A 13667-nucleotide genomic window follows, 5' to 3' on the forward strand; every position below is an offset into this window, starting at 1 on the left:
TATGCAGTTGAAAAACCTGAAACTGTATTTAATAATGATCTGTGTTTTAAGTACTAAAACTTTATTCGCGCAGCAAAGTACCCGTTTAAATAACGGCTGGGAATTTTTGCAACGGGATTTAGGCGGAATCTGGGAGGCTATCCGCCCGGAAGATAAAGGCATTCCGCATGATGTTCCGCATTGGCAGCAGGTAACGCTTCCACATTGTTTTAACGCACGTGATGCGGTTGATCCCGATGTGAACTACTACCAGGGGCCGGGATGGTACCGTACACAGGTAAGCATTAATAATCCGTATACGGGAGGGCGTACACTGTTGCATTTTGAAGGTGCCGGGCAAAAAACGGATGTTTATGTGTATAATACGAAGGTAGGCTCGCATTTGGGCGGGTATGATGAATGGACAGTGGATATAACCGAGGCTGTTGATGATTTTAAGAAAACGGAGATTTGCCAAACTCAATTTAAGGGTAGTGTTCCTATCGAGATAAGATGCGACAACTCGCGTGATTTGGAAAGTATTCCTTCACGTTTGTCGGACTTTACGGTGTACGGAGGGCTTTATCGATATCTCAATTTGGTATACGTACAGGCTGTTTCATTGGATAAGGTTTTTGCCAAAGCAGCGGTTGATAAGGATGGTAAACAAGGTAGCTTAAATGTAGGTATCCGGATCTATGATCCTGAAAATATCAATGCAGTCGGAGGTGACATCAAAATCATTGATCCGCAAGGTAAAGTTATTCAGCAATCAAAATATAATTTATCATCCACCAAAGGGGATTTACCAATTGGTTCATTTATAGTAAAAAAACCGCAATTATGGTCGCCGGATCATCCTGCATTGTACACTGTTGAAGTTACTGCCCGTACAAGCGGAAGCATCTATACCCAAAAAGAAAAGATAGGGTTCAGGAATTTTGAATTTGTTGATCATGGCCCTTTTATGCTGAACGGCAAACGTTTATTGTTAAGAGGTACTCATCGGCATGAAGATCAGGCTGGTGTTGGCGCTGCCATGACAGAGGACATGATAAAGCGGGAAATGCAGTTGATGAAGGATATGGGCGTGAACTTCATTCGCCTGGGGCATTACCAGCAATCCCGTATTGTACTTAACCTGTGCGATAGCCTGGGGATCTTAGTCTGGGAGGAAGAACCCTGGTGCCGTGGCGGTTTAGGAGGAGAAGCTTATAAAAACCAGGCCCGGCAAATGCTTACCAATATGATTGAGCAGCATTATAATCATCCCGCCATAATTTTATGGGGACTGGGGAACGAGAACGATTGGGAAGGGGATTTCCCGGAGTTTGACAAGGCAAAGATCAGGGCATTTATGAGCGAGCAAAATGATCGGGCCCATAAGCTTGATCCATCGCGCAAAACCACCATTCGCCGCTGTGATTTTTGTAAGGATATAGTTGATGTGTATTCGCCTTCTATATGGGCAGGCTGGTACCGGGGTATTTATAACGAGTACAAGCAAACTACCCTTGATGAGTTTAATAAAGTGAACCACTTTTTTCATGCAGAGTGGGGAGGGGATAGCCATGCATTGAGGCATTCGGAAGATCCCGATAAAGCTTTTGTAAATATTAAAACTGGCGGCGGTGCCGATGAACGTGCAGGAGACGCATCACTTTCTGGCGGAGACTCACGGGTTTCAAAAGACGGTGACTGGAGCGAAAGCTATATCTGTAATCTGTTCGACTGGCATCTGAAAGAGCAGGAAACAATGCCCTGGCTCACCGGTTCTGCCTTTTGGGTGTTCAAAGATTTTGCTACACCCTTACGGCCTGATAATCCGATACCATATATGAACCAAAAAGGCGTTCTGGAACGGGACATGACCAAAAAGGAATCGTATTACGTTTTTCAATCGTATTGGGCAACCAAACCTATGGCACATATTTATGGCCATACCTGGCCCGTGCGGTGGGGAAACGATGGCGAGCAGAAAGTGATTAAGGTTTATTCTAACTGTGAAACGGCCGAACTGTTTCTGAACGGCAAAAGCTACGGTGTAAAAAAACGTAACAGCCAGGATTTTCCGGCCGCCGGTTTGCGTTGGGTGGTGACCTTTAAAAAAGGAGCCAATAATATCCGCGTAGTAGCCAAAAAAGGAAAAACCATAGTAACAGATGAGATCAACCAGGTGTATCAAACCGAGAAATGGGACAAGCCTGCTAAGCTGATATTGGAGAAAATAGCCGACGAAAATGGCTTTGCCACAGTGCAAGTGAAGGTTTTAGATAAAAATGGTGTCCAATGCCTTGATGCCGTGAACTGGATCAGTTTTTCATTAAGCGGAGATGGCATCCTACAAGATGATCTGGGCACATCCGGCGGATCAAGAAAAGTGCAGGCTTATAACGGGCGTGCTACTATAAAAGTGCAAACCCAAAATGGTAAAAGTGTCGTCGGCGTACAATCGCCGGGATTACAAACCGTATTTATAAACCTTTAATATGCATCAGCTTAAAAGATATTTAGTTTTTGCAGGATTGATAAGTGCTAAACTTGCTGTTGCGCAAACACAAAGCAACAGCACTGCATTAAAGCTTTGGTATAACAGGCCAGCGGCCGCCTGGGAGGAAGCGCTGCCTTTAGGCAACGCGACTACAGGGGCAATGGTATTTGGCGGCGTTAATCAAGAGCGTTTTCAACTGAATGACCATAATCTTTGGTCAGGTTATCCCGAACCTGGAAACAATCCCCAGGGACCTGCTCATTTGCCAGAAGTACGCAAAGCTGTATTTGAGGGCGATTATGATCAGGCGGCAGCAATATGGAAAAAGTATTTGCAGGGGCCTTACACCGCCCGGTATCTTCCCTTAGGTGATTTGTTACTCAATTTCAACTTGTCGGATAACACTTGCAGTAATTATTATCGCGATTTGGATTTAAATAGTGCAGTATCTACAGTAAAATATAAGGTTAATGGAGCTAACTTTTCGCGTGAAACATTTATAAGTTATCCCGATAAGGTAATGATGGTGCGCATTACTGCCGATAAAAAGGGCGCAATAAACTTTACAGCTAACCTGCAAAGCAGGTTACGCTTTACTGTTACAGCTGAAGGCAGCAACAAATTGGTCTTGACCGGAAAAGCGCCCACTTATGTAGCCAATCGTGATTATGAACCTCGGCAGGTGATTTATGATGAGCCTAAAGGCGAGGGTATGGACTTTCGGATCAACCTCAAAATAAAGAACAAGGGCGGTAAGGTAATCGCTGTTGGTAATGCGTTGGAGGTAAGGGGGGCAAACGAAGTTATACTATATCTAACTGAGGCCACCAGTTTTAATGGCTTTGATAAATCGCCCGGATTACAAGGGAAAAAACCCGCTATCGAAGCTGAGGGAAACCTGTTGGCTGCGGAGCAAAAAACATATGAACAGCTTAAACAAAGGCATGTATCCGATTATCGGCATTTGTTTAAACGTGTGAGTTTTAATCTGGGGACAGATAACGCCATGGTAAATTTGCCTACGGATGAGCGGCTAAAAAACTTCAATATATCAAATCCTGACAGGCAACTCCAAACGCTGTATTATCAGTTTGGGCGTTATCTGCTCATTGCCAGTTCAAGGCCGGGCAGTGCTCCTGCCAATTTACAGGGGATCTGGAACGACCAGGTAATACCACCCTGGGGCAGCAATTATACCACCAATATCAATACAGAAATGAATTACTGGCTGGCCGAGAATACCAATCTCTCAGAATGCCATCAGCCTTTGTTTGATTTTCTGAAAGAGCTTGCGGTAAATGGTAAAGTTACAGCTAAAGTGAATTATAATATTGATGAAGGCTGGGTTGAGCATCACAACACGGATATCTGGGCTAAAACATCAACAGTCGGCAATTTTGACCAGGACCCTAAAAGTTCGGTAAGATGGTCGGCCTGGCCAATGGGCGGGGCCTGGATGAGCCTTCATCTGTATGATCATTATCTTTTTACCGGCGATAAGGATTTTTTAAGTAAAACCGCTTACCCGGTTATGAAAGGCGCCGCGCAATTTATGCTGCATTGGCTGGTTACTGATCCCAATACAGGTTACCTGGTAACAAATCCCTCAACATCACCCGAAAATACGGTAAAGATCAATGGTAAAGAATACCTGGTAAGCATGGCTTCTACCATGGATATGTCAATTATTCGCGAATTGTTTCAGGACTGTTTGAGTAGCGCTCAGGCCCTCAATGCTGATAAAGCCTTTGCAGCCCAGGTAAGAGAAGCATATTCCAAATTATATCCATTTCACATCGGCAGGCACAGTCAGTTACAGGAGTGGTTTAAAGACTGGGATGATCCGGCAGATACACACAGGCATATTTCCCATCTGTTCAGCCTGTTTCCCGGAAAGCAGATCTCTGTATTTAATACGCCGGAGTTAGCAGCGGCGGCTAAACAATCCATGATCTACCGGGGAGATGTAAGCACCGGCTGGTCAATGGCCTGGAAAGTGAACTGGTGGGCACGCATGCATGATGGTAACCATGCTTATAAAATATTAGCCGCAGCATTTAATTATATGGATCCTTTACAAATAAAAGGCCAGATGAGCGGAGGTGGAACTTATCCTAACTTGTTTGACGCACACCCACCTTTCCAGATTGATGGAAATTTTGGAGGAACAGCGGGCATGACCGAAATGCTGTTGCAAAGCCAGAACGGAGAAATTGAATTGTTACCGGCCCTGCCCGATGCCTGGCCCAATGGTAGTATCAAAGGTATTAAGGCGCGCGGAAATTTTGAGATAGCCATCGACTGGAAAAAAGGAAAGTTGAGTAAAGCGCTGATCAAATCAAACATTGGAGGAAATTGCAGGCTGCGCACGCCTATCCCTGTAAAGGTTGTGGAAGTAAGCAGTAAAACTGCTGTCAGTACCAATGATAATGTATTAAATGTGGCACCCCCGATACCTGTCTATCAAAAAGCGGATGATGCAAAGCTTCCGCAAGTATCATTTAATAAAGGTTATTTAATTGATTTTGCCACCCAAAAAGGCAAAACCTATACTGTTATCCCCAGGTAATACCATGAAGAATTTTAAATACTATTTGCTGTTTTGTTTGTTTTTAGGTTTGGCTGCAACAATCCACGCACAATCGCAATCCATCACATGGACGGAGGTGGAACCCGGAATCTGGAAAGGTGTAGTCGGCAAGCCCGAAGAGTTTGACCTGTTGAAAGCTTCAGGTGCGCAACCTTATCATGCCGGTTTACAACAAATGCCTGTAGCCGGTTTCCCTCTGGAACAGCAGGAAATTACCGCTCGGGTACAGGACGGTAAAACCTACCTTAGGTTCCCTCTCGAAAAAAAAGAACAGTTATTTGGGTTTGGTTTGAATTTTCAGACTGTATTTCAACGGGGCAAGGTGCTTACCCTACATGTTGATAATTATGCCGGTAAGGATAATGGCCGTACACATGCACCAACGCCGTTCTATGTATCATCAAAGGGCTATGGTGTATTTATTAATTCGGCAAGGTATATCAATGTATACGCCGGTACAGCGGTGAATCGCGATAGCAAAACCCCGCCTGATGTGAAAGACCGCAACCTGGATAAAACATGGAGCTCGCACCCGTATTCAGATGGTGTAGAAATGCTGGTACCGGCTGCAGGTACTGAGATCTACGTATTTGCAGGGCCAACCATGCTGGATGCTGTAAGGCGGTATAATTTATTAAATGGCGGTGGCTGTTTGCCGCCACGCTGGGGCTTGGGCTTTACTCAACGGATGCAGCGTTTAACCGATGCGCAGGGTGTTGAGGATGAAGCGGAGGCATTTGAAGAAAAAGGTTACCCGCTTGATTTTATTGGTCTTGAACCCGGCTGGCAAAGTAAATCGTATCCCTGCACTTTTGAATGGGATGCAAGCCGTTTTCCTGATCCCAAAACTTTTGTACAGGAGATGCTGAAAAAGAACATCAGGCTCAATTTATGGACTAATCCTTATGTATCGCCACAAGCGCCGGTTTATAAAAGTATGTTACCTTACAGTGGCTCGCATACGGTTTGGAACGGCATCGTGCCGGATATCAGTATGCCCGAAGCCCGGAAAGTATTCTTCGGCGAGTTGGAAAAGGGGAAGATAGATATCGGGATCAGCGGCTATAAAATGGATGAGGTTGACGGTGGCGACAATTATTTATGGCCCGATGTTGCTGTTTTCCCATCAGGGCATGCTGCCGAACAAATGCGCCAAACCTACGGGTTGATGATGCAGCGCTATACCAGTGAAATTTATCATCAGCGCAATCAACGCACATTCGGCCTGGTACGCGCGTCAAACGGTGGCGGGTCGTCGTTTCCTTACGTGATCTATAATGATTACTATGACCATCATGACTTCATTACCGCGTTGGTTAACAGTGGTTTTGCCGGGGTGCTTTGGACGCCCGAAGTACGATCATCCAAAACAGGCGAGGAGTGGCTGCGCAGGTTCCAATCTAACGTGTTTTCGCCCATGGCCATGATTAATGCCTGGGCAAGCGGCACCAAACCATGGTCGTTTCCCGAAGTTGCAGAACAGGTTAAAGCGATGGCTAACCTGCGCATGCAAATGATGCCATACTGGTACAGCGAATTTGCTAAATATCATTTTGAAGGCACGCCGCCTTTCAGGGCCATGTACATGGAAGATGGTTTTGGAAACAACGAAGCGAAAACTGAAAAGAAACAGCTCAACCTGGAAGAAAACCCCTACGAAGAAGCTACGACCAAAGAAGTTAAAGACCAGTATATGGCTGGCGAATATTTACTGGTAGCCCCGGTATTTGCGGGTGAAACCGGCAGAAAGGTGATATTACCCAAAGGTAAATGGTACGACTTTTATACCGGAAAGTATGCCGGTGATGGCGAAGTGATCGGTGTTACACCGGGCCTGGATAAAATCCCTGTATATGTAAAGGATGGCGGAATTATACCCATGATGCCTGTAATGCTGCACGCGCCAAAAGCAGGACAGAAGGTAGACCTCGAGATCAGGTATTATGGCAATAAACCAGGTGTGTATTCATTATATGATGACGACGGTGAAACATACAACTATGAAAAAGGCGATTACACGTTTCGTAAAATTACTGTAGTTAAAAAGAATGGGAAATTAATGGGTTCTATCACATCTGCAATAAAAGGTAAGCCCAATAATATCGGAAAAGTGACCTTCAAAGCCATGACCGAACAGTAAATTAAGGAAAATAAATTAGCGGCCGGTTGTATCAGCTCGAATGTTGAAGTTTTAAAGCCAGGGGATTAGGATAATTATCGCTCTGATCTTCGGCCACATTGTCGAGACATTTAAAATCTTTTTCAACAAGCAGGTAAATCTGGCTGTTGTTGTTTTCGTAACCAACCCGGTCGGTACTTGTCCATTCAATAGCCATGTTAGCCGGCATGTGCATAGTTATCGTATTGTTGCCAAAATCTGCAGTTAAAAATTCGGTTGCAGAGCGTTGCAGCGCATATTTAAATGTTTGCGAACCAAAATTAGTGCTTTCTTCCAGATATCCGTCCCTGTCAAAGTTTTCAACATCTGTTTTAGTTAAGCGATAGCGTAGCGAGTTGCCTTTTATTCTGATCTTCATTTTTTTAATTTTTTACGTTAACAACGTCACCTATAATAATAATAGCGGGGTAGGTAAGCTGATGATCTGTAGCGATTGCTTCCAGATCACATACTTTTCCCTTTGCCGATTTTTGATTCGGCAATGATGCGTGCTGAATAATAGCTGCCGGTGTGTCTCCTTTACCAGCCTTTATATAGGCCGAAGCTATTTCTGCCAGCTTTTTCATTCCCATATATATAACTACTGTTGCATTGCTATGCATAGCGCAGGTTAAATCGGCGGATAGGCTGCCATCTTTTTTGGTGCCGGTAACCATCCAAACGCTTTCACTTACCTGCCTGTGGGTTAGGGGGATGTCTTCCAGCCCGGATGCCTGCATGCTGGTTACACCTGGTATATAGTGGGTAGTGATACCGTGTTGACGGGCATATATAATTTCTTCGAACCCGCGGCCAAATATAAACGGGTCGCCACCTTTTAACCTTACTACATTGCCTTTGGTAAATGCATAATGCCTTATCATTTCATGAATGGTTTCCTGCGGAGTATAATCGCCGTAAGGTTGCTTGCCAACGTATACTTTCTCGCAGTCGTCCCGGCTTATGGCCAGTAATTCTTTGTTAGCCAGGTTGTCATATAATATAACATTTGCTTGTTGTAATGCCTTAAATCCCTTGATTGTCATCAATTCCGGGTCTCCCGGACCTGCTCCAAGTACAAAAAGCTCTGGTTTTTGTATATTTTTTTGCATTTTATTAAATTAGTGATTAAAAAAACAGACTTTTTGGCCTTTTAATTTTGCTGATTTTGCTAAAAATTCAAAATAGATCAAAATATTGTCTCTTAATAATGATGTAAATTATATTAATAGCACTAATTTATGAAATTAAATGCCAATAATCATGATTTAGTTAATAAAAAATTGAAATTAAATTTTTATTTGATGTTTTTTTGAGTTATAATTGTGATATAAATGAAATCAGGGTCGCAGTTGGTTCATTTTTAGTTTGAAAATTGCTTTAACATTTAAAAAATTTCGATATGTCAAAACCAACCATCATTGTTGTTGGCAACGGTATGGTAGGTTATAAGTTTTGTGAGAAACTTTTAGCCAGATCAACGCAGTTCCAAATAATTGTTTTTGGCGAAGAGCCGCGTCATGCTTACGACAGGGTGCATCTTAGCGAGTATTTTAACGGCAAAACCGCTGATGACCTGTCGCTCTCTACTTTATCATGGTATTCAGATAATGGCATTGCGCTGCATTTGGACGACCCGATCCAGGAAATCAATCGCTCCGAAAAAACAATTCACTCTTTAAAAGGCGTTACTTTAAAATATGATTACCTGGTTTTGGCAACCGGCTCCTCTGCCTTTGTGCCCGATATTCCGGGCATTGAAAAGGAAGGTGTATTTGTGTATCGCACCATTGAGGATCTGGAGCTGATTAGGGCTTGCGCTGCTAATGCAAAATCAGGTGCCGTAATGGGTGGTGGTTTGCTGGGGCTGGAAGCTGCCAAGGCTTTAATAGATCTTGGTATAGCTGAAACTCATGTTATTGAATTTGCGCCCCGTTTGATGCCGCGCCAGATAGACTCTGCAGGAAGCAATATGCTGCAGATGAAATTAAGTCAGCTGGGCTTGCATGTGCATCTCAATAAAAGTACGGCTGCTATTACCGGCGATAAAAAAATTCATGCATTAAAATTTAATGATGATAGTCAGCTTGCGGTAGATATGCTGGTGATTTCTGCAGGTATTCGCCCACGCGACGAGTTGGCTAAGCTTGCGGGTCTGCATGTGGGTACCCGTGGCGGCATTGTAGTGAATGAGAAAATGCAAACCAGCGATGAATGCATTTATGCTATCGGAGAGTGTGCTTTATATGAAGGTATGATATATGGCCTGGTTGCGCCAGGTTATGAAATGGCCGATATTGTAGCTGCTCATCTAACCGAGGCCGACAAAAGCTTTTACGGCTACGATATGAGCACTAAGTTAAAGTTGATTGGTGTCGATGTGGCCAGCTTTGGTGATGCTTTTATTACCGAGCCTGATTGTCGCACTATTTTGTTTGAGGATACGCATAAGGGTATTTACAAGCGCATTAATATTACAAACGATGGCAAGAATCTTTTGGGCGGCATCTTAATTGGTGATGCGGATGCTTATAATATGCTGCTCCAAACCGTTAATAATAAAATAGTATTGCCACCCGATCCGGAAGATTTAATATTAGGGTCAAGAGGAGGCGAATCTAATGCCGGGGCGGGTGTAATGAGTTTGCCTGATGATGCGCTAATTTGTTCATGCGAGGCGCTTACTAAAGGGGCGATCTGTTCGGCTGTGAATGATAGCGGTGTAACCGGTATTGATGGTATGAAAAAATGCACCAAGGCTGGCACTGGCTGTGGTGGTTGCGTGCCGTTGGTGAAAGATTTGATTGCCGGCACCATGAAGGCGAATGGTCAGTATATTAAAAATGTTATCTGTGAGCATTTCGATTACTCGCGCCAGGAGCTGTTTGATCTTGTTAAGATAAATGGCTTAAAAAACTATGATCTCGTATTAGACCATTATGGCAAAGGTGATGGCTGTGAGGTTTGCAAGCCGGTTGTAGCCAGTATTCTATCCAGTTTATGGAATGATGTTATTGTGAAGCAGGAAGTTATACAGGATAGCAACGATCGTTTTTTAGCTAATATTCAAAAGGGTGGTACTTATTCTGTTGTGCCCCGCATTCCGGGTGGTGAAATTACACCTGATAAATTGATTGTAATAGGCCAGGTTGCCAAAAAATACGGATTGTACACCAAAATAACGGGCGGACAGCGTATTGATATGTTTGGCGCACACCTGAGTGATCTGCCTTTGATCTGGGAGGAGCTTATTGATGCTGGCTTTGAAAGTGGTCATGCTTATGGTAAGGCGCTTCGTACTGTAAAAAGTTGCGTGGGTAGTACCTGGTGCAGGTTTGGCCTGCATGATAGTGTGACTTTTGCCATAGAGGTAGAGGATAGATATAAAGGTATCCGTGCGCCGCATAAAATCAAGGGTGGCGTAAGCGGCTGTGTACGTGAGTGTGCCGAAGCGCAATCGAAGGATTTTGGAATTATCGCTACCGAAAAAGGCTGGAATTTATATGTATGCGGTAATGGTGGGTCTAAGCCGCAACATGCTCAGTTATTGGCTACCGATATTGATAAAGAAACTGTAGTTAAATATCTCGACAGGTTCCTGATGTTTTATATAAAAACCGCAGACCAATTAACGCGTACTGCAACCTGGCTCAATAAGCTGGATGGCGGCATGAGTTACCTTAAAAATGTAATAGTAAATGATAGTCTTGGTTTGGGCGAGCAGTTAGAGGAGGAAATGCAGGCATTGGTAAATAGCTATCACTGCGAGTGGAAAGAAGCTATTAATAACCCTTCAATGCGCAAGCGTTTTGCTCATTTTATAAATGCACCCGACGAAAAGGATCCTCATGCGCAATTTGAACCAATGCGCGAGCAGGTGCGTGCTAAGGAATGGTAGGTTTTAATCTCAAGTTAGATTGGTATTATTTAAAAGAAAACACAATGGAAACAACAATAGTAACTCAATGGATAATGGCTTGTTATGTTGATGATGTGCCCGAAAATGGTGGTTCATGTATTAAGCATGGCGATGAGCAGATAGCAATTTTTAATTTTGCACGCCGCAATGAGTGGTATGCTACTCAAAATCTTTGTCCGCATAAGCAACAGATGGCTATATCGCGCGGGATGATAGGTAGCGCAGGTGAAAGTTGTGAGCCAAAAGTGGCTTGTCCTTTTCATAAAAAAACATTCTCACTCCTTACTGGCGAATGTTTGGGTGAGGAGGAATTGGTTATAAAAACCTATCCCGTAAAAATCGCCGACGGGAAGGTTTTTGTAGGAATTGATTAAAAAAGGGTATCTCCGGACTAAAGGCCGAGTAAAATTTACATTAAGCGTCGTTGTTAAATAGGGCAATGGCGCTTTTTTATGCACTTTTTTCAGGGATTGATGTGTATTAGATACACTATTGGCAGTGTTTTGGATTTTTGTTTCTTTTTTGAATGTTATTCTTTTGATTTTTTAAGCTTCTATGAAATTTTAGCGCTTATTTATTGTATTATTTGGTTTTCAATGATGGTTTTTATTGTTTTTATGGATTTTAATTTGGGTTTGGTAGTTATTTGTCTGCTTTTTATTCATTAAAAAATTGTTAAAAATACATTTCAGTTGTTTTTGATTATTTAAGAAATGAATTTTTGTTAAAAAAATGTGTTTTTAATGATTTTTATCATAAAAATTCATTTTAAAATTCAATTACTTGTACTTAATCATTAAATAAGTTATATTTATCATAATTAAACGGATAAATAAATCAAAAAAAGATTGAGCCTATGGTAAAAACCCCAAACGCATAAAAAAGCCCTGCCGGGAGGTCGCATTCCCAGACAGGGTTAAATAGTTTTTAATCGCTTTAACAAATAAAAAACCAATTCAAATGTACAAAAATGTATCTAATCAATACACTATTGGGAAAATTCTATTAATTATATCATGTTTCGTTTCTTACAGCGCTTCAGCGCAGCTGTCTTTAACCGGGCAAATTAAAACAAGAGGCGAATTACGTGATGGTTATGGAACTTTAGAACCGATAGGTAACAAAAACGCGGCCTTTGTGTCACAACGAACGCGGCTTACCTTCAATTATAAAAGCAGCAAGCTTATTTTTCAAACATCGGTACAGGATGTTAGGCTTTGGGGTCAGGATGCCTCAACCATTACTATTAATGACGGCAGCCGGCTAAGCCTGCATGAAGCCTGGGCCGAACTGATCCTCTCCAACAAAAAAGATACTTCCTTTAAAAAATCACCTGTCGATTATTTTGCTATAAAAGCTGGCCGCCAGGAAATTAGCTATGACGATGAACGCCTGCTTGGCGCTACTGACTGGATTCAGCAGGCCCGCAGGCACGATGCCATCGTGTTAAAGCTCCTTCAATCGGGCTGGCAGGTTGATCTCGGTGCAGCCTTTAATCAAAGTTCTGATGCTATTAACTATAATGGCACCTATTATACCCCGGCCAATGTGCCTGCTACAGTAAAGGATAGCAGAGGTAATTTGGCCAATACCCCAGCCGGACTTATTCCGTTGGTGAATGCTTCGGGTATTAGTTCAAAAACCGGTAATCTTTCATTCTTAAACCCGCCCGGTACTAATGGGCAAAACCAAAACTATAAAGCACTTGAATATCTCTACTTTGCAAAGAAATTTAATAAAACTAAACTAACAGGCCTTTTCCTTGCCGATCAGTTTGCCAAATACAAACTCGATTCGGTAAAAAATGTATCCGGCGAGGATGTTGGTTATATCTATGGCCGGCGGTTTAACCAGCCAGGTGTTAATACACGATATACAACCGGGCTGCTTGTAAATCCCGTTTTCGGCAATAAAGATGAATGGGCAGCCACCGCTGGATTTTATTACCAGGGAGGTCATGATCGCGACGGCGCTGAGTTGAGTGCCTATACTTATACCGCATCTTTATCATACAAAAGCAGTAACCTGGCCTATACAGCCGGCTGGGATTATCTGTCAGGAAATGATGCGCTATCTACCTCAAAAACCAATCATCGGTTTGATCCATTGTATGGCACGCCGCATAAGTTTTGGGGCTACATGGATTATTTCTATGCAGGCAGCGGATCTCCTACAGGCGGCTTGAGCAATCCTTATGTTAAAGTTAAATATCTGTCAGATAATAAGCGCTTTAGTGTTGATTTAGCCAATCATTACTTCTTGTTAGCTAAAGATCAGAAAGGGGTAAACGGGCAGCCGATTAACAAATATCTGGGTACCGAATTTGACCTGACCAACAGCTATAAGCTTAACAAATTTACTGTTGTTGACCTGGGTTTATCTTACATGGCGGCAACCCACAGTATGGAATATGCCAAAGGCTTAACACCTGACAATAATAAGCTACACCCCTTTTGGGCATACCTGCAGCTTAATATCAAACCCGAGTTTTTAAACAAGTAATACATGGGCGATAATCCATAAGATAATA

General features: G+C 42.9%; 8 protein-coding genes. 6 read left to right on the top strand and 2 right to left on the bottom strand.

Annotated features, from left to right (window positions below; genetic code table 11):
* The first annotated feature begins 1 nt into the window (after position 1).
* Genes AC59JO_RS07110 through AC59JO_RS07120 form a run of 3 tightly spaced genes read left to right on the top strand, consistent with a single transcriptional unit; the run spans position 2 to position 7200 of the window.
* Positions 2 to 2467, top strand: a complete 2466-nt coding sequence (locus tag AC59JO_RS07110; protein WP_497304378.1) for a glycoside hydrolase family 2 protein — start codon at positions 2 to 4, stop codon at positions 2465 to 2467.
* 1 nt (position 2468) lies between these two features.
* A complete protein-coding gene (locus tag AC59JO_RS07115) occupies positions 2469 to 5039 on the top strand; it encodes a glycoside hydrolase family 95 protein (RefSeq protein WP_497304379.1) in 2571 nt (856 codons plus the stop codon).
* Between the two features lie 4 nt (positions 5040 to 5043).
* The gene (locus AC59JO_RS07120) at positions 5044 to 7200 is read left to right on the top strand and encodes a glycoside hydrolase family 31 protein (protein WP_497304381.1); all 2157 of its coding nucleotides are present in this window, start codon (positions 5044 to 5046) and stop codon (positions 7198 to 7200) included.
* 31 nt (positions 7201 to 7231) lie between these two features.
* Here the strand turns inward: AC59JO_RS07120 and AC59JO_RS07125 are convergent, their stop codons facing one another.
* Positions 7232 to 7597, bottom strand: a complete 366-nt coding sequence (locus tag AC59JO_RS07125) for a DUF7009 family protein (RefSeq protein WP_497304383.1) — start codon at positions 7595 to 7597, stop codon at positions 7232 to 7234.
* A gap of 4 nt (positions 7598 to 7601) precedes the next feature.
* A complete protein-coding gene (gene cobA, locus AC59JO_RS07130; RefSeq protein ID WP_497304385.1) occupies positions 7602 to 8330 on the bottom strand; it encodes a uroporphyrinogen-III C-methyltransferase in 729 nt (242 codons plus the stop codon).
* 290 nt (positions 8331 to 8620) lie between these two features.
* Here cobA and nirB point away from each other — a divergent pair, with 290 nt between their 5' ends.
* From nirB to AC59JO_RS07145, 3 genes are all read left to right on the top strand, one after another.
* Positions 8621 to 11116 carry a nitrite reductase large subunit NirB gene (gene nirB, locus AC59JO_RS07135; RefSeq protein ID WP_497304387.1) on the top strand — a complete coding sequence of 832 codons (2496 nt, stop codon included), beginning with the start codon at positions 8621 to 8623 and terminating at the stop codon, positions 11114 to 11116.
* 44 nt (positions 11117 to 11160) lie between these two features.
* Positions 11161 to 11511, top strand: coding sequence for a nitrite reductase small subunit NirD (gene nirD, locus AC59JO_RS07140; RefSeq protein ID WP_413668017.1), 351 nt, complete (start codon positions 11161 to 11163; stop codon positions 11509 to 11511).
* A gap of 586 nt (positions 11512 to 12097) precedes the next feature.
* On the top strand, positions 12098 to 13639 hold the full coding sequence (locus tag AC59JO_RS07145) for an alginate export family protein (protein WP_497304389.1): 1542 nt from the start codon (positions 12098 to 12100) through the stop codon (positions 13637 to 13639).
* Positions 13640 to 13667: the final 28 nt, after the last annotated feature.

It is taken from the genome of Mucilaginibacter sp. A5337, assembly GCF_059690695.1.

What these genes read in the sequence shown, in the direction of transcription:
- AC59JO_RS07110 (WP_497304378.1), top strand. Translation starts at nt 2, where the DNA reads ATGCAGTTGAAAAACCTGAAACTGTATTTAATAATGATCTGTGTTTTA.
- AC59JO_RS07115 (WP_497304379.1), top strand. Translation starts at nt 2,469, where the DNA reads ATGCATCAGCTTAAAAGATATTTAGTTTTTGCAGGATTGATAAGTGCT.
- AC59JO_RS07120 (WP_497304381.1), top strand. Translation starts at nt 5,044, where the DNA reads ATGAAGAATTTTAAATACTATTTGCTGTTTTGTTTGTTTTTAGGTTTG.
- AC59JO_RS07125 (WP_497304383.1), bottom strand. Translation starts at nt 7,597, where the DNA reads ATGAAGATCAGAATAAAAGGCAACTCGCTACGCTATCGCTTAACTAAA.
- cobA (WP_497304385.1), bottom strand. Translation starts at nt 8,330, where the DNA reads ATGCAAAAAAATATACAAAAACCAGAGCTTTTTGTACTTGGAGCAGGT.
- nirB (WP_497304387.1), top strand. Translation starts at nt 8,621, where the DNA reads ATGTCAAAACCAACCATCATTGTTGTTGGCAACGGTATGGTAGGTTAT.
- nirD (WP_413668017.1), top strand. Translation starts at nt 11,161, where the DNA reads ATGGAAACAACAATAGTAACTCAATGGATAATGGCTTGTTATGTTGAT.
- AC59JO_RS07145 (WP_497304389.1), top strand. Translation starts at nt 12,098, where the DNA reads ATGTACAAAAATGTATCTAATCAATACACTATTGGGAAAATTCTATTA.